We start from the raw sequence: 21,498 nt of genomic DNA on the forward strand, positions 1-21,498 counted from the left end.
CCAAGCGAACCCGCCCACTCGACACAGCAAGCACGCAAGGCCTTGCGACCGACGGCGCGAACCCCCACCACCGGCAAGCCACACATATCGCCACCGCCCCGCAATCCCGCCGCTCAGCAATCACCGCGCGCAAATCGCCACCGAGCCAGCGCACCCCGCCGCTCATATCTCCCCTCCCCGAGCCACCAGCGCCCGATAGGCAGGCTCACCCTCCAGCAAGTCCGCGTGCGCCCCCGCCCCGATCACCCGGCCCTCGGCCAAGAAAGCAACCCGATCGGCCTTAGCCAGCATCAGCGGCGAAGTGCTCACCACCACCGTCGTCCGCCCGTGCCGGGCGGCGCGGAGGCGGTCGGCGATCAGCGACTCGGTGTGCGCGTCCACCGCCGCCGCGGGATCGACCAGCAGCAGCACGTCCGGATCCGCGAGGACGGCGCGCGCCAGCCGGAGCCGTTGCCGTTGGCCGCCGGACAGGCTCCAGCCCTTGGCGTCCACAGTGGACGAAAGTCCGGCAGGCAGGGCGGCCAGCACGTCTTCCGCCGCGGCCACTCGCAGGGCGGCCAGGGCGTCGTCGTCGCGGTGGGCCGCCAGGGTTTCCCGCAGCGGGCCACCGAACAAGTATCCGTCGACATCGCTCAGCACGATCCGGCGGCGGACCTCGGCCAGCGAAACCGCGCGGAGCGGGACTGAGCCCCACTGGACGTCCGAGTCCGTGAGCCGGGCGAGGCGTTCCAGGACCGTGACGGCTTCGGCGGTCGTCGGGGTCGCGAGCACCAGGAACTCCCCGGCGCGCACCTCGAGGCCAGAGCTCCAGTCGGCCATCGGCGCCTGTCCCGGCGGTCCGGGCAGCGCGTCGGGATGGTCCGTCACGTCCGGGCGCAGCAGGAGGATTCGCACGACCCGCCGCGCGGCCACCAAGCCGAGGCTGATGTCCCCCGCGCCCTCGATAAAATAGGACACCGGCACCACCAGCACCGCGACATAGCCGTAGACCGCGACCAGTTCGCCGATCGTGATCTCCCCGGCGGCGGTCATCCGGGCGGCGATCCACGTGACCGCGCCCAAGAAAAGCGCGGGCAGGCCGACGCCGAGCGCCTGGATCCAGCTGATCACCGCACCGATCCGGTTGCCCTCCGCACGCAATGCCTGCGAGGCACGCCGGTAACCGCCCGCGAACCGGTCTTTTCCGCCGATTCCGCACAGCACCCGAAGTCCCCCGGCGATGTCCGCGGCCCGCGTCGTCAGTGCCGCCTCCTGCCGCCGGTATTCGGTCTCCACGCGCTGGAGCCGACGCAGCAGCGGGCCGGTGAGCACGACCAGCAACGGCACCCCAAGCAACACCACGAGCGCCAGCGTGGCCGACACCGAGAACAGCAGCACCGCGACCACCGCGAAGGCCACGAGGCCGCCGAAACCGGGACCGGTGACCGTCAAAGCCCAGCTGATCCGCATGACATCCGTCGCCGAGATGCTGACGACCTCGCCCGCCGAGACCTTCCGCGGCAGGGTCGCGCCGACCTCGACGGCTTGGCGCGTCAAGGCCCGCACGGTGCGGAAAGAAGCATCCATCCGGACTTGGGTCATGGTGCGGTGCCGCACCGTCTCCAGCGTGGCATTGACCGCGCCGATGCCCAAGATCGCGGCAGCCCAGCCCAGCAGCGCGGCCATGCTCCCGCCGCGCAAGCCCTCGTCGACGGCGCGAGACAGGAAATACGGCGGCAGCATCAGACAGCCCATCCACGCCGTGCTGACCAGCCCGCCGGACAGCACCCGGCCCGGTTGGCACCGCACCAGCCACCACAGGTAGCGGCCCGGTCCCTTGGTGTCCGGGTCAGGCACCGGCATCGTCCTGAACTGTCACCAGGCCCTTCGCCACCAAGGAGTCCACAATGGACGGCAAATCGCCGGCGCGGGCGTCGCCCTCGGCGAGCCCGCGCAGGACCTTTTCCTCGTTGTCCCCGAGCGGAAATACCCGGGCGCGGTGGCGGTCGACGGCGATGGTGATCGCCAGGTGCGACCGTTCGAAGCCCGCGTGCGACGCCTCGGTGTCGTCGTCGAAGTGGACCGCGCCGGAGTTGGCGACCAGGACGCGATGCAGCACGACACCGTCGGCCAGCGACAGTTTCGCCTCGGTGGGAAGCAGGTCGGCCGGTTCGCCGCCGCCGTCGAAGAACTTCCGGAACGAGTTCGGGCCGAACCGGGCGGTGTAGAGAATGTCCTCCGGCACGTCGATCAGCGCGACCTCCGGGTAGAGCCGCTGGATCCGCTCGGCCAGACCGGTGGAGGCGCCAGTGTTCTCTTCGTAGTCGAGGTGGTACCAGCGCCGGGCCGGGTCGTCTTTCACGGTGATCCCGTACACCTCGGGCTCGTCGGCGATCGGCGCGCCCTTGAGCAGCCGGAAGGTGCCCGCGTCGGCACGGCCGATCACGTGCCGGTGGTCGCGGACGAACCGATAGGTGTCCTCCGCCTCGGCCGCGGTCTCCGAGGGGAAGTCGCTGAACACGCCGGCCTCGACGGAGATCCCGGCGGTGTGGCACATCGCGAGGATGTCGGCCATCCGTTGCGGCGTCGTGCCCTTGTCCATCGCCTTGAGCACGCGTTCGTTGGCGCTCTCCAGTCCCATGTAGAGCCGCACGCACCCGGCTTCGCGCATGGTCGCGAACACCTCCGGGGTGAAGCCCTTCTCGAAGCGCGCGACCCCGTGCCAGCGGATGTCGGTCTGCCGCTCCAGCAACGCTTCCGACAGCGACCTCAGGTGCGCGGGCAGCATGACGTCCGCTTCGAAGGAGAACACGTCCTCGCCGGTCGACGCGACCACGGACGCCACGTCCTCGGCGATCAGCTTCGGCGACCGCATCCGGTAGGGCGCGATCTTGATGAAGGCGTAGTTGCAGAACGCGCACCGGTTGAAGTAACAGCCGCGCGTGGGCATCATGCAGATGACCCGCTTGGGCGCGAAATAGTCGTTCAGCGGCAGCATGGTGAAGTCCGGGGCGGGCAGCCAGTCCAGGTTGAGCTGGTAGCCGGGGTCGAGCTGCTCGCGGACCGCGCCGCCGACGTAGCGGACGATATTGCGCACCGAAGCCGGATCGCGTTCTCCGGCAAGGGAATCCGCGAACTGCAGGAGAGTCTCGTCGGCCTCGCCGACGAGGAACGAGTCGAGCCAGCGGTGGAACCGGGCGTCCGCGGTGAGCACTTCCCGGCCCCAGGTGATCACCGGGCCGCCCGCCGTGACGTGCACGTCCGGGTCCTGCCTGCGGATTTCCTCGGCGAGCAGGAAAGCGGGGATCAGCTGCGAGAAGTACGGCACCGAAAGGCCGATCAGCCGCGGCTTCCGCGCCAGCAGCGACGGTACGGCGACGTCGCGGAAGTAGCCCGCGAGCGGTCCGGTCTCGGTGTCGACCGCGTGCGCGACTTCCTCGTAGCTGTCGTAGGTCGCCTGCGAGTAGGAGTACTTGCCGAACCGCGAGTCCGGCTGGCCCGCGGTGATCAGGTCGCCGGCGAGGTGGAAGATCCGCTTGGCGTAGAGCAGTTTCGCCGGATCGTAGAAGTCGACGGGGTCCCGCAGGATGCGGCGGGACTCGGCGATGTTCGCGACGACCTCGGCGGCCGCTCCGTCCGCGGCCTCCGCGAGCGGTTCGGGCCGCAGCAGGTGGTCGAAGGCCTCCAGGTTGAGGTCGCGGAGTTCGACCTCGTCGTGTCCGCCGCGGCGCAGCACGGCGCCGAGCAGCGGCAGCGCGCCGTGCGGCAGCGAAGGATCGGCCGCGGGCGGGAAAACCAGCGTCACCGGGACGCCCATGACCGGCCTCCTCGCGTCTGGGCTCGGGCCCGGCGGGCGCGCGCCCGCCGGTCGGCCGCTTCGAGTGCGGTGTCCGCGGCCTGGCCGTCCAGGAAGGCCGCGAACGCGCGCACGGTGGGATAGCGGAACAGGTCCACGAGCCGGGCGCGGCCGCCCCATCGCCGTTCGATCCGTCCGTGCAGGACGGTCAGGGCGAAAGAGGTCCCGCCGAGGTCGAAGAAGTTGTCGGCGACCCCGACCGGGCGGCCGTCCAGGACGTCGGCCCACAGTCCGGCCAGCTCTCGTTCGGTGCTGGACCACGTGCCTGCCTCGGCCTCCGGCTCCCCCGCGGCCGGGACCTCGCGGATTCCCTGGCTGAGCGAAGGGTCCAGCGGGGGTTTCTCGCCAGTGGCCACCAAGACGGAGATCCATGCGAGGTACGCCGAGAGCAGCCGGTCGATCCGGTCTGCCTCGTACAGCGCGCGGTCGTAGAGAAGCTCGACGCTGAAACCGTCCTCGTGGCGCTCGACGTACACGGTCAAGTCGAAGGCGGAACCGGGCTGTCCGGCGGGCAGGGTTTCCGTGGAGACGCCGGGAAGGACGAGTTCTCCGGGCGCGAAGCCGTAGACGTTGAACAGCACCTGCACGAGCGGGCCGCGAGTGGATTCGCGAGGTACCCGCAGCTCGGCGACGATGCGTTCCAGCGGAGCGGCGGGATGCGCCAGGGCGGCCACGAACTCAGCCGCCGCGGCTCGGACGGTGTCGGCGAAGCTCCGCGTGTCGTCGGCGCGGCACCGCAGCGGAGCGATCTCGACGAAGAACCCGACCAGGTCGTGGAACGCGACGTGGCCGCGGTCGGCGACCGGGGTGCCGAGCACGAGGTCGTCGCGGCCGGTGACGCGGTGCAGCAGCTCGGCGAACGCCGCGAACAGCACCACCGAGGATGTGGTGTCCAAAGTGGACGCCAAGGCTTCGACCGCGGTGGAGACGTCGTGGTCGAGGCGGCCCTGGACGAGGGCTCCCCGGTGCGCTTGCGCAGGCGGGCGGGGGTGGTCGCGAGGGAGGTCGAGCACGGTCGGCGCGTCCGCGAGATGTTCGCGCCACCACGCCAGGTCCTCGGCGGAACGACGCCGGTCGCGCTCGTTTCGCCAGGCGGGGTAGTCGGCGTAGCTGACCGGCAGCGGGGCCAGTTCGCCGGTGCAGGCGGCGGAAAGGTCCCGGCAGAACGGCTGGAGCGACCATCCGTCGAACACCGCGTGGTGGAAGGTGATCGCGAGGACGTGGTCCTCCGGGGCGAGCCGCAGCAGCTTCGCCCGCACCAGCGGACCGCGCGCCAGATCGAAGGGTGCGGTGGCTTCGGCGTCCAGCTCCGTCTGGAGCCGATCGAGGGGTATGTCCGCGACGGGCAGCGGCAGCTCGGACGGCGGATCGGCCACCGCGCGGGGCGTGCCGCCGTCGGACGGGAATCGCCAGCGCAGCACCTCGTGCCGGGCAAGAACCGCGGTCAGCGCAGCTCGCAGGTTTGCCGTGTCGAGCGGTCCGCGCAGCCGCCGGGCCATCGGCGTGTTGTACGCGGCTGATCCAGGGGCCAGCTGGTCGAGGAACCACAGCCGCCGTTGTCCCGGCGAGAGCGCGGGCGCATGTCCGGTGGTCAGCTCGATCTCGTCGGTGCGCACCGCCGTCGCGACGCGTTCGATGAGCCCGGCGAGGGTGCGGCTCTGGTAGATGTCGCCGACGCCGACGGCACGGCCGAGCTCGGCGCGCAGGGCCGCGGCCATCGTCATCGCGGTCAGCGAATGCCCGCCGCTGGCGAAGAAATCCTCGCCGTCGCCAAGCATTCGATGCCACAACCGGGTCACCACCGCGGGCAACGGTTCGTCTGCCGCGCCAGCGAGTTCGGGATCGGGCGGGACCAGCTCGCGCAACAGGCTCAGATCAACCTTGTGCGAGGCTAGCAGCGGCAGCTCGGCCAAGCAGAACACCCGCGCCGGGACCATCGCGGCGGGCAGCCGTGCCGCGCAGTGCTCCCGCAGCGCCGCCGGATCCGCCGTTTCCGGCACGCAGAACGCGATTACCGAACCGGAAACCGTGTCCGCGACGGCGTGCCGGACCTCCGGATGCGCGCGCAGCGCGGTCTCGATCTCGCCGAGTTCCACGCGCTGGCCGCGGATTTTGACCTGCCGGTCCAGCCTGCCAAGGAACTCCAGGTCGCCGTCGGCGGTCCGGCGCACGAGATCGCCGGTGCGGTACGCCCGGCCGCCGGTGCCGAACGGATCCGCGATGAACCGTTCCGCGGTGCGGCCGGGCTGGCCGAAGTAGCCGCGGGCCAGCCCGATTCCGCTGACGAGCAGTTCGCCCGGCACGCCCGTCGGCACCGCGCGCAGCTTCTCGTCGACCACGTGCAGCCCGTGTTCCCCCAGCGCACGGCCGATCGGGATCGGCCTCGTCCATTCGCCGCGGGCGTCGAAGGAGGACACCATGACAGTGGCCTCGGTCGGCCCGTAACTGTTGAGGAACCGGCGGCCCGGCCCGGTCCACCGCGCGACCTGCTCCGGGCCCGGTGCCTCGGAGCCCGTCCCGAGCACCGCCAGCTCGGGCAGCCCGTGCGGTTCGACCAGCGGCAGCACCGAAACCGGAAGATTGGCGTAGGAGACTTCGTGGACGCGCAGGAATTCGTGCAGCCGGACCGGATCGAGGCGATCGTCCTCGGGAATCAGCGCCACCTCCGCGCCGAGCGCGAGCGCGACGCCGATCTCGTGCAGGGAGAGGTCGAAACCGCACGAGGCGAACGCGAGGACGCGGGCGTTCCGGTCGAGTCCAACCCATTCGGCGGCGGCGTCCAGGTGGGCAGCGAGACCGCCGTGGCCGAGTGCGACACCCTTCGGTTCGCCGGTGGAACCCGACGTGTACATCAGGCAGGCGAGGTTGTCCGGAGCGACCTCCACCGGGTTCGCGGTCCCGTGAGATCCCTGACGGATTCGCGGAATACTGTGGTGCGCCAAGGCTTCTTCACCGTCGTCGTCGACGATGACCAGCGCGGGCCGGGCGTCGGCGAGGATGGCGTCGCGCCGTTGTCGCGGGTGGGACAGCTCCAGCGGCAGGTACACCCCGCCCGCCAGCATGATCCCGAGGAGCCCGGCGATCATGTCGGGTGTGCGGCGCTGGCATAGGCCGACTGGCGTTTCGGGGCCAACGCCGCGGGCGCGCAGGGTCGCCGCGACGCTGGCAGCCGCCGCGGCGAGCTCGCCGTAAGTCAGCCGCCGATCCCACTGGCGCACGGCGACCGCGTCGGGCCGCTGCCGGGCGTGGGCCAGGACTCGCTGGGGCAGGAGGATCATCCGCCCGCCCGAGGGTCTCGCAGCTGGATTCGCAGCTCCGACAGGTACGTCCGGCCTTCGGCGTCGGGCAGCCAGGCGTGTTCCGGCCCGGGCAGCAGTTCGGTGAGCGTCAGCGTCGTGTCCTTTCCGGCGCGGGCGGCGGCGCGCAGCGCGGCGCAGAACCCCGCCACGTAAACCGGGCTGGTGAAGTCCGCGTAGAGCGGTTTGCCCTCGGTGGCGAACTTCGCGAACACCCGTTCCGGCAGCCCGAGCTCGCGCCGCCAGCGCCGCACCGCCAGGTACCGCGACAGATGGCCCTCGACGTCGGCCAGCCCGGTTTCGCCGACCGTCGTCCGCCAGCTTTCCCGGCACACCACCAGCCGGTCCACCGTGATCCGCGGCGTATGCGGCCGCGCGGTGGCCGCACGGAACGCGTCGACCGCGCGCATCGTCAGCAGTTCCGAGAACAGGTCCAGCGCCGGGCGGCGGAAGCCGGGTCCGTGCACGACGAGTTCGCCGTCGCTTTCGGACACGGCCAGGCCGGCGATCCGGACCAGCCGCCCGGGATCGGCCCCGGGGGCGGCGACGAAGCCGAGCTGCCGGTCGTCGGCGTTCTCCAGGCAGCGGTTCACCCGTGCGGTCACCCGCGGCCAGGTCGGCGGGAACAGCGGCAGGATCCGGCCGGTGCCGATATCGCCGCGCAGGTCGGCCCGCAGCTGCTCGGGGTCGGGGTGGACGCGGACGGCGACCCCGGTGTCGAAGGTCGGCCACGAGACGTGCAGCTCGCCGAGCACGGCGAAGAAGTCCCCGCGACGCAACGCGTCCAGATTCTCCGCGCACAGCTGGAGATCCGGGCTGTGCAGCCGCGCGCCGGGCCAGCCAGGCCGGTCGGCGGGGAACAGCGTTTCCACGGCGAGGCTCGCGCTGTTGCGGCGGATGCCGCGGACATCCTCGGGCAGGGTGTCCAGCGCGAACAATCTCGCCCACCGCCGGGAAAAGTCGGTCAGGACGGCGGCGACCGGTCCGTCGTGCTCGCCGAAAAGGACGCCGCGGGCGAGGTACCACAACTGTCCAAAGGGGACTTCCGAGCCGCCGCTGTCCTCGGCCAGATCGGCATACAGCTGCCTCAGTCCACTTCGGACGGCGGCGGCGAGTTCCGCGGTGAGCCAGCGCGCGAGGTGGGCCATCCGGGTGAGGGCGGGCCCGAAACCATCCAGCAGCCCGATGCCAAAACTGACGTCCAGGTCCCGGATGGTGTCCTCGTAGCACGGTGTCCGGCCCGCGTACATTTCGCCGGGCCGCTGGCGGGGTGCGCTGCCGGTCACTGCGGTGACCTCGTCGTCCAGCTCAGCGAGGGCGGTCAGCAACGCGTCGGCGTCGCCCGCCGCTTCGGCGACGCGAGCCCGCGCCCGGTCGAGACGGTCGAGCCCGGCGAGTGCGGCGGCCCGGATCCGGTCGTCGTCGATCGCCTGGATCCCTTGGTGCAGCGCGGAGTGCGCGGTGTAGTTCAGGGGCAGGTCGATGCCCCACGACAGCAGCAACCGGTCGTGCAGGTCGGCGAGCATCCGCTCCAGGTCGGCGCGCTCCGCGAGCGTCCCTTCGAGCGCGGCCAGGACTTCCCGGGCCGGACGCCCGTCGCAGTGCGCGAGCAGCCGCGCCTGCTGCGGGGTCAGGGTCCGGGCGGGTTCGGTGGGGTGCCGCAGGAGGGTTCCGTCGAGCGCGAGATGCGGCGGCAGCCGGACGGGGAGCCAAGACCGGATCTCGCGGTCTTCGGCCAGGTGCCGGGCGTACGCGTCGAGCACCCAGTATTCGAGGCGGGTTTCGCGGGCCCGGACCAGGTGCGGGCCGATTTCGGCGGTGACGACCTCCGGCCCGGGGGTGATCTCGGTCCAGCTGACCGGGCCGAAGTAGCCGATCGTCTCGGTCTTGGCGCAGTAGCGCTGCCAATAGCGGGCGAGCAGGCTTTCGTCCCGGCGGCGGCGCCGGTTCTGCCGCGCGGGCTCGCGCTCCGCCGCGATCGCGTCCGCGACCTGCCGGATTCGCGGGTTCTGCCAGACGAGCGCTTCGCGGAACAACGGGTCGGCGGCGACCTTCGACAAGGCCCGGCTGCTTTGCGCGACGGCTTCGGCGAACGCCTGCTCGGCCTCGTGCTGATCGGCAGTGCCGTCGAGGTGCGCATCGACGACCGCCGCGGCTTCGGCGCAGGTGAACGCGGCGAGACCATCGGCGGGGAAGCCGGTCGTGCGGAGCTGGGCCGCGCGCCAGACCTTCCAGTCGCCGCCGGGAACCTCGAGGAGGTGTGCGTCAGCCGCGGCCACTGGCGTCTCCCCGCATCCGGGCGACCACGCCCGCCATCGCCGCGACGGTCGGCGCTTCGAACAGCACCTGCATCGGCACCCGGACCCCGACCGCGCTCCGCACCTGGGAGATCAGCTGGACCGCGGTCAGCGAGTTCCCGCCGAGTTCCGCGAAGTCCTCGTCCACTCCGACCTCGGCGACGCCGAGCACGTCCGCCCACACCCGGGCGATGGCGGTCTCCAGGTCGTCGGCGGGCGCGGCGTCCGAGCCAGAGGACAAGACCGCCTCGGCTCGCTGGCGGATCCTGGCCAGTGGCACCGCGGAAACGATCGCGCGGGGTCCGAGGTCCGCGCCCAGAAGCCGGTCGAGCAGGTCCACGGCCTGTTCCGGACGCAAGCCTTCGCCATTCTGCCCGGAGGGTTTGCTGCTGAGCGCCGCGACATCGGTGCGGCGCATGACGAAATCGGCAACCGTCAGCACCGGGTCGCCGTGTTCGTCCACAACGGACAGATCGGCGGTGATGACCTCGCCGTCCCGGGTGCCGTGGTAGCGCGCCCAGGCCCACAGCCGCGCGGGGAACGGCCGGTGCACCACCAAGCGTCCGTAGCTCAACGGCAGATACCGGCCCTGCCCGTCGCTGGCCACCGACGTGACCTCGTCGAGCACCGCCGGGTGCAGGGGCAGCCGCTCCGCCTCAGCGCGCACCGCGCTGGGAAGTTCGAAGCGGCCTAGGCGGCTCGTCCCGTCGGCGGCGTCGGCCGTGTGCCGGAGGCTGCGCCACCTCCCGCCCAGCGCGAAACCGCCCGCGTGCGCCAGACGTTCGCCGTCGTAGTCCTGGTGCCGTCCAGAGTGGCGAGCGCGAACGGCCGGCAGATCGACGGCCTCGGGAGCCTGATCGGCGGTCCACCGCGCCCGCGCTTCGGCGTGCACACCGGCTTCGCTGGCGACTTCGACCCGGTACTCCCCCGCCTCGGTACGAACGGTGACCTGGATGCGTGCGCTCTCCTCATCGCCGAGGACGAGCGGACGGACGAACACGAGATCGCTGAACTCGGCCCGTTGACTCGGCGACGATCGCGGCACGTGGTCCTCGAAAGCGGCCCGGATCAGCTCGACATGAGCGGCTCCCGGCATCAGGGCGCGCCCTTGGTGCCGGTGCTCGTCAAGCACCCAATGCGTTGCCGGGGAAACAGTCCCGCGGTATCCGCCGCTGCCGTCGCGGTGGGTGAGGATGGGGTGGTCCCAGGCTTCGCCGGGCTGGTCGAGCACGCGCTGCCACTCCCGCGGCACCTCGGTCTCGACGGCCATGCCGATCTCCAGCCACCGCCCCCAGTTGACCGACAGCCGCCGCGCGGGCCACCCGTCAGCGGCACTCGCGCACGCGTCCAGGTAAGCGTTCGCCGCGCTGTAGTCCAGCTGGCCCGGCGCTCCGACCAACGCCGAGGTCGACGAGCACAGCACGAGGAAATCCGGGGAAAGATCGCCGAACACCGATCGCAGCAGGCGGGTGCCCGCCAGCTTCGGGCCGAGCACGCGTTCAGCCTCTTCCCGGTTCCACGCCTCGATCATCTGTCCGCCGGCGACGCCCGCGGCGTGCACGATCCCGTCGAGGCGGCCGAACCGTCCGAGGAGGACTTCCCGCACGTGCGTCAGCCCGGCGGCATCGCACACGTCGGCGGCGACGACCTCGACCTCCGCACCGCCCGCCCGCATCCGGCGGATCGCCGCGACTGCCCGGCCGACGCGACCGGAGCCGTCCAGCCCGTCCCACTCGTCCTCCGGCGGGAGGCCGTGGCGGCTGGTGAGGACGAGCCGAGCGGCGACCCGCTGCGCGAGGTGCTCGGCGACGGTGATCCCGATTCCGCCGGTGCCGCCGGTGATCAGGTACACGCCGTGCGGACGCAGCAATTCGCAGTCCACTTCGGACAGTTCCGGGGCGGCCTGGTGCTCGGGCACCCACCGGCGTCCGCCGCGCAGCGCCACGACCGGATCGGCCGGGGTCGCGCGCAGTTCGGCCAGAAGGGCTCTCCCCGCGCGGTCTGCCGGGCCGAGATCGAGGTGGCGGACGCGCAGAACGGGCAGTTCGAGCGGAGCGACCTCAGCGAAGGCGGTGACCGTCGCGCTGGCCGGATCGACGAGGTCGGTGCCGGTGACGTCCCGCGCGCCCCGGGTGAGCACGTCCAGCCCGATCGCGCCGCTCTCCCCGGACTGAGCCTGCGGGGTGGCAGCGAGCGCGCGCAGACAGGCGATGAGACTGAACAGCCCGCGGTCCTGAGCGCGAAGCGGATCGTCCTCTGTGGAGTCGAGCAGCCAAGCGTGGACGATCCGGGTCGGCATTCTGCCGTGCGCGGCGAGGTCGGCGAACAGCCGCGCGTAGTCGTCCGGCACGGTGGCGCGGACGGAGTTGCCGAACCGGAACTGTTCTCCAGCAACGACTTCGACCACGTCGTCGCCACTGCGCCGGAGCGCCGTGACCAAGTCGGTGCCGCGAGGACCGTCGCTGAAGACCAGCCAGCGGGACGGCTCGCCAGCAGCGGCCAGCGGAGCGGTCTGCCGCCACGTCGGCACGGAGACCAAGCTGTGCTCGACCGGCGCGGGTTCGGGTTGCGGCGTGCCCCGCGGGTCGGGTTCCACGAAATAGTGCGTGCGTTCGAACGGATACGTCGGCAGTGGCACGCGACGTCCGGGGGTGCCGATGCGGTCCGTGCGCACCGGGACGCCGACTGTCCACAATCGACCGGCCGTGGCGTACATCGTCTCGATGTCACCGCGAGTATCGCCGGGGGTCGGCAGGCTCGGCAGGGCGAGCGGGCCTTTCGACCGGGCCGCGCCCTTCGGCCGGATCCGCGCGAGCCCGGCGAGCTGCCGCCCGGGGCCGCATTCGACGAACGCCCAGGAACCGTCGGTGAGCAGCCGCTGCACGCAATCGCCGAACCGGACGGTGTCGCGCAGCTGCCGGACCCAGTGGTCGGGGTCGGTCGCCTGGTCCGGGGTGATCCAGTCGCCGGTGCGGGTGGAGAGGTAGGGCCGGTCCGGACGTCGCAAGGGCACGGCCGCGACCTCGGCGCGGAAAGCCGGGAGAACCTCGTCCATCAAGGGAGAATGGAACGCGTGCGAGGTACGCAGACCTCGGTTCTGGATGTTCTCCGCCGACAGTTTCGCCGCGAAGCCTTCGACGGCTTCGGCAGGCCCGGCGACCACGCAAGCTCCGGAGCCGTTGACCGCGGCGAGGGCCAGGTCCGCGGGCAGCCGCTCGCGAAGCCGGTCTTCGTCCAGCGAGACAGCCAGCATCGATCCTGGCGGTGCCTGCTGCATCAGCCTGCCTCGCGCGCATACCAGCCGGACCGCCTCCGCCAGAGTGAACACCCCCGCTTCGGCGGCTGCCACGTACTCGCCGACGGAATGGCCGATCATCGCCGACGGTTCGACGCCCCACGATCGCCACAACCGGCTCAAGGCGTAACCGACTGCGAACAGCGCGGGCTGCGCGAACTGCGTGTCCTCCGGGTGCTCGGCGAGCAGTTCGCGCAGATCGGCCCCGATTTCTGCACGCGCCAGCGCGAGGCATTCGTCCATCGCGGAACGGAACACCGGTTCGGCGCGGTGCAGCTCCGCGCCCATGCCCGGGTACTGGCTGCCCTGCCCGGAGAACAGGAACGCGACCTTCGTCGCGGGGTCGGCGACCGCCGCGGCCGTGCGCTCCAGCAACCGGGTCAATTCTTCCCCGCTTCGCGCGACCACCGCGGCGCGATGCGGGTGCTCGTCCCGTCCGGTGCGCAGAGTGTGGGCGATGTCGGCGAGGCTCAGTTCCGGCGAGTCCGCAAGGTGTTCGGCCAGCCGCGTCGCCGCGGTTCGCAGAGCGCTCTCGGTCTTGGCGGACAACGGGATCAGCGCGATCTCCGTTGGCTCGGCGACCGGCCGTTCCGGCGGCTGTTCGACCACCAGGTGCGCGTTCGTGCCGCCGAAGCCGAAGGAACTCACTCCGGCCCGGCGTGGCCCGGAAGTCTCCCAGGCCCGCGCGATCGTGTTGACAGCGAACGGCGAGTTCTCGAAGTCGATGTCGGGATGAGGAGCGGTGACGTTCAGCGAGGGCGGAAGCAGCCCGTTCGACACCATGAGCGCGACCTTGATCAGGCCGACGACGCCCGCCCCCTGGCTGAGGTGGCCGATGTTGGACTTGGCCGAGCCGATCGCGCACCGTTGCCCAGCCCGCGGCTCGCGGCCGAAAACCTCGGTCAGCGCGGCGATTTCGATCGGATCGCCGAGCCGGGTGCCGGTGCCGTGCGCCTCCACGTAGCCAATCTCCGCCGGGGAGACCCCAGCCACGCTCAGCGCTTGGGCGATCACCGCGGTCTGGCCCTTCGGCCCGGGAGCGGTGAAAGACACCTTCTCCGAGCCGTCGTTGTTGACCGCGTTGCCGAGAATCACCGCGTGGACGTGGTCGCCGTCCTCGACGGCCTCGGACAACCGCTTGAGGACCACCGTCCCGCCGCCACTGCCCCAGACGGTTCCCGACGCCTGTTCGCTGAACGGCGCGCAGTGCCCGTCGATCGAGTCGACGCCGCCGACACGGGGCAGGTAGCCGCGGTGGTGCGGAAGCTCGATGTTGGTGCCGCCCGCCACCGCCAGGTCGCATTCGCCAGAGCGCAGGGCCTCGCACGCGAGGTGCACGGCGACCAGGGAGGTCGAGCACGCGGTCTGCACGGTCATGCTCGGGCCGCGCAGGTCGAGCTTGTAGGAGGTGAAAGTCGCGAGGTAGTCCGGCGAGTTGCCGACCATCGTCAGGCCGCGCCCGGCCGACTCCCAGATCCGCCGGTTGCCCCGGATGTTGCGCCAGAGGTAGTCGTCGACGCCGGTGCCGCCGTAGACGCCGACCTCGCCCTGGACCCGGCCCGGCGGATGGCCCGCGTCCTCCAGCGCGGTGTGGCACAGCTCGAGGAACAGCCGCTGCTGCGGGTCGGCGAGTTCGGCCTCGCGCGGGGTCATCCCGAAGAACGCGGCGTCGAAGCCCGCCATGTCGTCCAGCACGGGCGCGGCCGGGACGAACGCCGGGTCGTCGAGCTCCCCGGGCGGCACGCCCGCGGCCAGCTGCTCGGCGCGGGTGAACCGGCGGACCGATTCGACCCCGGCGGTCAGATTGCGCCAGAACTGGCGGACGTCCGCCGCGCCCGGCACCCGGCAGGCCATCCCGACGATCGCGACCGGTTCGACGGCCGGGCCGGGCTCAGCGGAGTCACCGATCGCCATACCGCCTCACTCATCGCACACGTCGGCCGACAACCTTCACCGCGCCAGTAGATCCAGGCCGCCCGCGGCCGTCCAGGCTTTCGGGCCCAGGCGAAACGAAGGTGGCGAGCGGGCGAACGCGGCTACCGTGAGCCCCGTTCTCCGCGAAAGGACCAGGTGTGACCGAGAATCCGGCCGGGATGCCCCGCGTCGTCGTCGCCGGGAGCGGTTCCCTGGCGCGCGGTGTGTGCTTTTCGCTTGCCCTGGCGAAGATTCCGGCCGTCGTGCACGTTCTGGCCCGCAGGCCCGCCATGGCGCGGGAGGTCGCCGATCTCGCCGAAATGCGCGCCCGGTTGAGCGGATCGCCAGTGCGCTTCGAAGCGGCGGCGCTCTCCGAAGTCCGGGAAACGCTGGCACGAATCCGCCCGCGGGTGGTGCTGAACTGCGCTTCGCACCAATCGCCGTGGGAGCGGATGACGAGCCCGTCGGAGTGGACAGACCTGCTGCGGCACGGCGGTTTCGGCCTCACTCTGCCGCTCCAGGCCGGTCCGGCGATCTCGCTCGCCCGGGCGGTGGCGGACGCCAGTCCGGACACGCTGCTGGTCAACGGCTGCTTCCCGGACGCGGTCAATCCCCTGCTGAAAGCCTTGGGGCTGCCGGTGTTCTGCGGCATCGGCAACGTGATGACCCTCGCCGCGGCCCTGCGCACCGACGACCCCCGGACGCTGCGCGTGCTGGCCCACCACGTGCACCTGCACGCGCCCGAGGACAGTGCCGACGAGGCGCTGGCCTGGCTGGACGACGAGCAGCTGACCGACGTCACCGCCCGGCTGGCCAAGGTCCGCGCGGCCGACCGCCGGGAGCTGAACGCGGTGACCGGGCACGCCGCCGCGCTCCTGATCGAAGCCCTGCTGACCGGCGCGGACCTCCGGACGAGCGTGCCCGGGCCGCTCGGGCTGCCCGGCGGATATCCGGTACGGATCAGCGGCGGCTCGCTGACCCTCGACCTGCCGATCGCCGAAGACGTTGCCGTGCAGCGGAACCAGCGCGCCGGGCACCGGGACGGAGTCGTCGTCGACGGATCCGACGTCGTGTTCGGCGAGGCAGCGCGCCAAGCCCTGCTGCCGTATCTGCCCGACGTCGCCGCCGGGTTTCCGGTCCAGGACACGGCCGAGGTCTGCGCCCGCCTGCTGGAAGTGCGCGACCGCCTGCGCTCCCCTGCCCCTTTCGCGAACGAGGAGAAGCGATGGCCGGCGCCCGCGCGTCCCGGAACCTGATCACCGACTACTACGACCAGATCCGCACGGAAGCCGCCCGGCGGTTCCCCGCTCCGGCGGCCGAGCCGGGCCGGTTCTCCCCCGGCTCCGCGCTGCCGGAGCTGGACCCGGCGGTCAGGGAGTACTTCTCCGTCGCGACCGCCGCGTGGGGCCCGCTGGCGGAGATCGGCGGCCATGCGCTCCGGATGCTCGACCTCACCGGCAATCCCGGCACGCACACCACGAAAACCTTCGCCTCCCTGCTGATCGTGGCCAGGGCGGTCGAGCACATCCGGCGCACCGGCGAGCCGATCCTGCTCTTCACGCCGACGTCGGCGAACAAAGGCGTGGCCCTGCGCGACGCGGCGGACCGCGCGATCGCGACCGGTCTCGTGCGGCCCGATCAGCTCCGGGTGATCGTGCTCGCGCCCGCCCGCTCCCGGGCGAAGTTCCGGTCCAGCGCGCTGTCGCGGGACCCGGACCTGGCCCGCCGCAATCCGGTGCTGCTGCTGGACAGCCCGCGACCGGAGCAGGTCAAAGACCTCGCCCGCGCGTTCGTGGCCCGCGAAGAGGTCCGGCCCGGTTCCCCGCGCCTGTGGTTCACCCTCGACCTCGACAACTACGTCGTCGCTGACACCGCCCGCGCCTTCCTCGAACACGACGTGGACCCCGCGCGCGGCAACCGCTGGCACGCGCACGCCGTGTCGAGCGCGTTCGGACTGCTCGGCTACCACCAGGGCCGCGAACACCTCGAGGCCGCCGGAGAGGCGGACCCCGCCGCCCATCCGGGTTTCCTGCTGGTCCAGCATCTCGGCGCGCCCGACATGGTGCTCAGCCTGCTGCACGGCGGCCACGATCCCGCGAACGCGCCCCGGTACCGGCGCTCCGCCGACGGCTGGGTCCAGGACGCCGACCCGCACTTCCCGCTGTCCACCGACGACCCGGACGAGGTGCTGGAGCCGACGTTCTACACCCGCCGCCCGGCCACCTCGCTGACCATGGACCCGCTCGTGCGGCGCTTCGGCGGAACCGGGATCGTCGTGTCGCGGCGGGAATGCACCAGCCTTTACCCGAGGATCCGCGAGCTGCTGACCGCCGCCGGGCGGCCGATGCCCGCCGACCACGCGGACCTGCGGGAGTGGTCGCTGGTGATGGCGCTGACCGGGGTGCTGAACGCGATCGAGCGGCGGCTCGTCCCCGCGGGCACCGAGATCGTCCTGCACGCCTCGGGGACCTACTCCGCGGCCGATTACCAGCCGATCGAACCGGCGGCCCTCGTGCCGGTGACCGGCTTGGACGAGGTGAGCGCCGCGGTGGACGCGGCTCTGGCCGTCCCGGCGGGACGATGACCGTGCGGGCGCTGCGCATCACCGGCCCGCTCGACCGGGCAGTCCTGACCACTGCGCTCGAGCGGATCGCCGCCCGGCTCCCGGACGGTCCACCCTCCACAGTGGACGCTTTCCCGGACACCTTCCCGAACAGCCCGGTCGAGATTTCCGCACCGCCCCTGCGGGCGCGCCTGCATCCTCTCGCCGAGGACGAGCACGTCCTGCTGGTCGCCCTGCCCCACGCCACCCCGCTGCGGCTCGGGCAGTTCCTCTTGCACCTCGTCGCGGAACTTTCCGGCACCTCGACCCCCGAATTCACCCCGGTTGCGCGGGCGACCACCGAACTCGACGCACGTTTCGCCGGGCAGCCCGCCTCGGTGTTCCTCACCGCGCTCGCGTTGCTGCTGCGGCGCTACACCGGCGTCAGCGCGATGACGCTCGGCCTGTCTTCCGGCTCCGAGAACCCCGTGACCCTCGCCGTCGATCTCACTGAGGACGGGCCAGTTTCGGCCGCACTCAACGACATCGCTCTCGACCACCCCGAGGCGACTGCCGGATTCGTGGTCACGGCAGCGGTGGACGAATTCCTCGACGGACTCGACCAGCCGAGCCTGCGTGCCTTCGCCCTCAGCGAGGACGGCTCGCCTCTAGCGGCCGGTGGACTCAGCCTGCACCCGGTCGCTCTGCCGACCACGCGGTACGACCTGGAAATCATCCTGGCCCAGCGGACGGACCGCCCCCGGATCTCGTGGCTCGGGCACCTGCCCGAGTCCCTGCTCGCCGACCTCGCCGCCGACCTCCCCGTCCTGCTGGCCGAGATCCTCGACGACCCGGCACGCTCCACAGCGCTCTTGCTCCCGCACGCTCGCGGCGACCGAACGGCAACCCTCAAACCTTCCGGCAGCACCCCATTTCCCGCCGACGCGACCTCGCTCGCGCACCGGTTCGCCGAGATCTGCCAACGGTTTCCCGCCAATCCAGCGATCCTGACCGACATGGAATGCCTCACCTACGCGCAGCTCGCCGCCCGAGCCGCGGGGACCGCGTCCCTGCTGCGCACCGGCACCGGACCGATCGGCCTGCTGCTCCCGCACGGCCCGTCGCACATCGTCGCGATCGTCGCCGCCGTGCTCGCCGGACGCCCCTACGTCCCGCTGGACGAACACCATCCGCCCGACCGGCTCGCCGCGATCCTGGCCCACGCGGGCGCGACCGCGATCCTGACCGACCCGGAACGCGAACCCCGGTGCGACCGGATCGGGCCGACGCTGACCGTGCATCATCTGTCCACTGTGGAGGAAGAACTCCGGCCCGGGGATCTCCCGGTGTCCGGAGACTCCCTCGCCTACGTGCTGTACACCTCCGGGTCCACCGGCCGCCCGAAGGCAGTCGCGCAACCGCACGCCAACGTCCTCTTCCAGGTCCGCAACCACGTCGACAACTTCCGGATCAGCCCCGCCGACCGGCTCGGCCTGCTGACCTCCTTCGGTTTCGACATGGCCGTCACCGACCTGTTCTCCGCCTTGCTTAGCGGTGCTGCCGTGGTGCCCTTCGACGTCGCAGCACACGGCGTCACCGCGCTCGGCGAGGTCCTCGCGAAGCACGCGGTGACGGTCTACCACTCGACGCCCACAATGTTCCGCTACCTCACCGACTCGCTCGGCGACCGTCGCCTGCCTGCCCTGCGCGCGGTTCTGCTCGGCGGCGAGCAAGTGCGCCGCGACGACGTCGAGCGGGCCCGGCGCGTCGGGGCCCCCGATTGCGTGTTCGTCAACGGCTACGGCGCGACCGAGATCAGCTTCGTGACGCAGCACCACCTCGGACCGGACGCGCCGGTGGACGGCGAGGTGATCCCGGTCGGCAGCCAGTTGCCGGGCGTCGAGGTCCGCCTGCTCGATCCGGCGGGCCGCCCCGCCTGCCTGCGCGGGGAAATCACCGTGCTCAGCCAGCATGTCGCGCCCGGCTACTGGCGGGATCCGGCCGCCTCCGCCGGGAAGTTCGTCACGATCGACGGCGTGCCCGCCTACCGCACCGGGGACCTCGCCCGCAGGCTGCCGGACGGAACCCTCCAGCACCTCGGGCGCGCCGACCGGCAGGTGAAGATCCGCGGCTACCGGGTCGAACTCGGCGAGGTGGAAGCGGCGCTGTGCGCGCAGCCCGGGGTCGCGCAAGCCGTCGCCGTGGCCGGGCAGAGCGAGATCGTCGCGTATGTGGTGCCACGCGGCGAGAAACCGGATCCGGCGGCGCTGTCCGAAGCAGTGGCGGGGAAGCTGCCGCACTACATGGTGCCGCGCGAGATCACCGTCCTCGACACGTTTCCGCTCACCAGCACCGGAAAGGTCGACGTCCGCGCGCTGCCCGCGCCGTCTCCGGCCCGCCGCGCCCGCCCGGAGGCAGACCTGCCGAGTGCGATCACCCGGGTCTGGTCGGCCGTGCTGGAGCTGCCGGAGCCTCCCGCGGACAAGGACTTCTTCGCGCTCGGCGGGCACTCCGCGCAGGTCCCTGTGCTGAAACGCCTGCTGGAGAAGGAACTCGGCGTCGAAATCCCCCTCGGGCGGCTGTTCGACCATCCCACCATCACCGCGCTCGCCGATTTCCTCACGGACAGTCCCGGCGACGCGCTGGACCGGGTCGGCACCCGGATGTCCCGCCGCCGCGCGGCCCGCCGGGGCTCCCGATGACCGAGGACATCGCGATCATCGGCATGGCGTGCCGGGTCCCGGGCGCAGCCGACCCGGCAACGTTGTGGCGCAACCTCTTCGCGGGCGTCGACCCGATCCGCCGCTACTCCGACGATGAGCTTCGCGCCGCCGGAGTCGAGGAATCGTTGCTGCGCGACCCGGCTTTGGTGCGCTCAGCAGGCCATCTCAACGGGATCGCGGAGTTCGACGCGGAGTTCTTCGGGTACAGCGCGGACGAAGCGGCGCAGCTCGACCCCCAGCACCGGTTGCTGCTGGAAACCGCGTGGTCGGCGTTCGAGGACGCGGGCTACGACCCGGCTTCCTGCCCGGACACCGGGGTTTTCGCCAGCGTCGGACCGAGCTGGTACGACCACTATCGCCTGGCCGGCGCCTGGCCCGGCTCGGCCCCGGTGGGCGCCGCGACAGACCACGCCGCCGCCCGAGTGTCCTACGCGCTCGGCCTTTCCGGCCCGAGCCTGGCCGTGCAGTGCGCGTGTTCGTCGTCGCTGGTCGCGGTGTGCCTGGCCGCGCAGAACCTCGCCGACTTCCGGTGCGACCTCGCTCTCGCGGGCGGCGCGGCAGTGCCCTACCCGGCGCGGCTGGCCGCGGACGACGGATTGATCTCGCTGTCCGGCCGTCTCCGCGCCTTCGACGCCGACGCGGACGGCTCGGTGTTCGGCAGCGGCGCGGGCGTCGTGCTGCTCAAACGGCTCGCCGACGCGCTCGAAGACGGCGACGCCATCCATGCCGTGCTCCGCGGCTGGGCAGTCAACAACGACGGCGAGCGCCCCGAATATCGCACCCCCAACGGCAGCGGCCAAGCCGCCGTGGTGCTGGAGGCGTTGCGGGCAGCGGAGATCGACGCCGTCAGCTACGTCGAGACGCACGGCAGCGGCACGCTGCTCGGCGACGCGCTGGAGGTCGACGCCCTCGGCCGCGCCTTCCGGCTCGCCGGGATCCCCGGCTGCCCGATCGGTTCGGTCAAGTCCGCGATCGGCCACCTCGACGGGGCGTCGGGGGTCGTCAGCCTGATCACGGCCGCGCTCGCCGCCCGGCACGGCACCGTCCCGCCGACCGCGCACTTCCGGCGGCCGAACCCGCACCTTCCCCTTTCCCCCGGCGGTTTCGCCGTCGCCGCCGAGCCCGTCGAACTGGCCGCGCCCCGCCGGATCGGAGTCAGCTCGTTCGGGCTCGGCGGGACGAACGCGCACGTGATCCTCGAACAGCCGCCGCCGGTTCACCGCCCGGCCGCGGCTCCCGCGCCGCAGCTGCTTCTGCTGTCCGCCCGCACTCCGCGGGCGCTGGCGGCGACCGCGACGCGGCTCCGGGACCATCTGGACCGCGAACCGGACTTGCCGCTGGCCGACGTCGCGTTCACCCTGGCCACCGGCCGCCGGGCCGGACCGTGCCGCCGGTTCGAGATCGTCCCCGGCCGCCTGCCGTCCGCCCGGCCGGACGAGTCCGCGGACCTGGCCCGCGCGGGCCAGGTCTGGGCAGCGGGAGGAACGCCGGACTGGCCGGCGCTTTTCCCCTCCGGCCGCCGGGCCTGGCTGCCGACGTACCCGTTCGAACGCGCCCGGCACTGGGCCGGCCGGGTTCCGGTGCTACCGGAATGAG

9 protein-coding genes are annotated in these 21,498 nt (G+C 72.0%); 4 read left to right on the forward strand and 5 right to left on the reverse strand.

Features of this window, described 5'->3' with window-relative positions; translation table 11 throughout:
• Window positions 1-162: 162 nt before the first annotated feature.
• Genes ACZ63D_RS28970 through ACZ63D_RS28990 form a run of 5 tightly spaced genes read right to left on the reverse strand, consistent with a single transcriptional unit; the run spans window position 163 to window position 14,637 of the window.
• Window positions 163-1,842: an ABC transporter transmembrane domain-containing protein gene (locus ACZ63D_RS28970; RefSeq protein WP_465357522.1), complete on the reverse strand. Its 1,680-nt coding sequence runs from the start codon at window positions 1,840-1,842 to the stop codon at window positions 163-165.
• Window positions 1,829-3,796, reverse strand: coding sequence for a B12-binding domain-containing radical SAM protein (locus tag ACZ63D_RS28975; protein WP_465357523.1), 1,968 nt, complete (start codon window positions 3,794-3,796; stop codon window positions 1,829-1,831). Before ACZ63D_RS28975 ends, ACZ63D_RS28970 begins: the two co-directional genes overlap by 14 nt.
• Window positions 3,781-7,113, reverse strand: coding sequence for an amino acid adenylation domain-containing protein (locus ACZ63D_RS28980; RefSeq protein ID WP_465357524.1), 3,333 nt, complete (start codon window positions 7,111-7,113; stop codon window positions 3,781-3,783). Before ACZ63D_RS28980 ends, ACZ63D_RS28975 begins: the two co-directional genes overlap by 16 nt.
• Window positions 7,110-9,410, reverse strand: a complete 2,301-nt coding sequence (locus ACZ63D_RS28985) for a lantibiotic dehydratase (protein WP_465357525.1) — start codon at window positions 9,408-9,410, stop codon at window positions 7,110-7,112. The genes ACZ63D_RS28980 and ACZ63D_RS28985 overlap by 4 nt, the downstream gene beginning before the upstream one ends.
• Window positions 9,397-14,637, reverse strand: coding sequence for a type I polyketide synthase (locus ACZ63D_RS28990; protein ID WP_465357526.1), 5,241 nt, complete (start codon window positions 14,635-14,637; stop codon window positions 9,397-9,399). The genes ACZ63D_RS28985 and ACZ63D_RS28990 overlap by 14 nt, the downstream gene beginning before the upstream one ends.
• Before the next feature lie 158 nt (window positions 14,638-14,795).
• On the opposite strand from ACZ63D_RS28990, the gene ACZ63D_RS28995 reads away from it, so the two are divergent.
• Genes ACZ63D_RS28995 through ACZ63D_RS29010 form a run of 4 tightly spaced genes read left to right on the forward strand, consistent with a single transcriptional unit; the run spans window position 14,796 to window position 21,497 of the window.
• Entirely contained in the window at window positions 14,796-15,893 is a 1,098-nt protein-coding gene (locus tag ACZ63D_RS28995; RefSeq protein ID WP_465357527.1) for a Rossmann-fold NAD(P)-binding domain-containing protein, read from the forward strand.
• Complete coding sequence (locus ACZ63D_RS29000) at window positions 15,863-17,221, forward strand: DUF6002 family protein (RefSeq protein WP_465357528.1); 1,359 nt, start codon at window positions 15,863-15,865, stop codon at window positions 17,219-17,221. Before ACZ63D_RS28995 ends, ACZ63D_RS29000 begins: the two co-directional genes overlap by 31 nt.
• On the forward strand, window positions 17,218-19,881 hold the full coding sequence (locus tag ACZ63D_RS29005; RefSeq protein WP_465357529.1) for a non-ribosomal peptide synthetase: 2,664 nt from the start codon (window positions 17,218-17,220) through the stop codon (window positions 19,879-19,881). The genes ACZ63D_RS29000 and ACZ63D_RS29005 overlap by 4 nt, the downstream gene beginning before the upstream one ends.
• Window positions 19,878-21,497 carry a beta-ketoacyl synthase N-terminal-like domain-containing protein gene (locus ACZ63D_RS29010; RefSeq protein ID WP_465357530.1) on the forward strand — a complete coding sequence of 540 codons (1,620 nt, stop codon included), beginning with the start codon at window positions 19,878-19,880 and terminating at the stop codon, window positions 21,495-21,497. Before ACZ63D_RS29005 ends, ACZ63D_RS29010 begins: the two co-directional genes overlap by 4 nt.
• Window position 21,498 lies beyond the last annotated feature (1 nt).

It is taken from the genome of Amycolatopsis sp. NPDC104775, from assembly GCF_055583325.1.

Excerpts from the sequence above, each read along its gene's own strand:
- ACZ63D_RS28970 (WP_465357522.1), bottom strand. The coding sequence starts at position 1,842 with ATGCCGGTGCCTGACCCGGACACCAAGGGACCGGGCCGCTACCTGTGG.
- ACZ63D_RS28975 (WP_465357523.1), bottom strand. The coding sequence starts at position 3,796 with ATGGGCGTCCCGGTGACGCTGGTTTTCCCGCCCGCGGCCGATCCTTCG.
- ACZ63D_RS28980 (WP_465357524.1), bottom strand. The coding sequence starts at position 7,113 with ATGATCCTCCTGCCCCAGCGAGTCCTGGCCCACGCCCGGCAGCGGCCC.
- ACZ63D_RS28990 (WP_465357526.1), bottom strand. The coding sequence starts at position 14,637 with ATGGCGATCGGTGACTCCGCTGAGCCCGGCCCGGCCGTCGAACCGGTC.
- ACZ63D_RS29000 (WP_465357528.1), top strand. The coding sequence starts at position 15,863 with ATGGCCGGCGCCCGCGCGTCCCGGAACCTGATCACCGACTACTACGAC.
- ACZ63D_RS29005 (WP_465357529.1), top strand. The coding sequence starts at position 17,218 with ATGACCGTGCGGGCGCTGCGCATCACCGGCCCGCTCGACCGGGCAGTC.
- ACZ63D_RS29010 (WP_465357530.1), top strand. The coding sequence starts at position 19,878 with ATGACCGAGGACATCGCGATCATCGGCATGGCGTGCCGGGTCCCGGGC.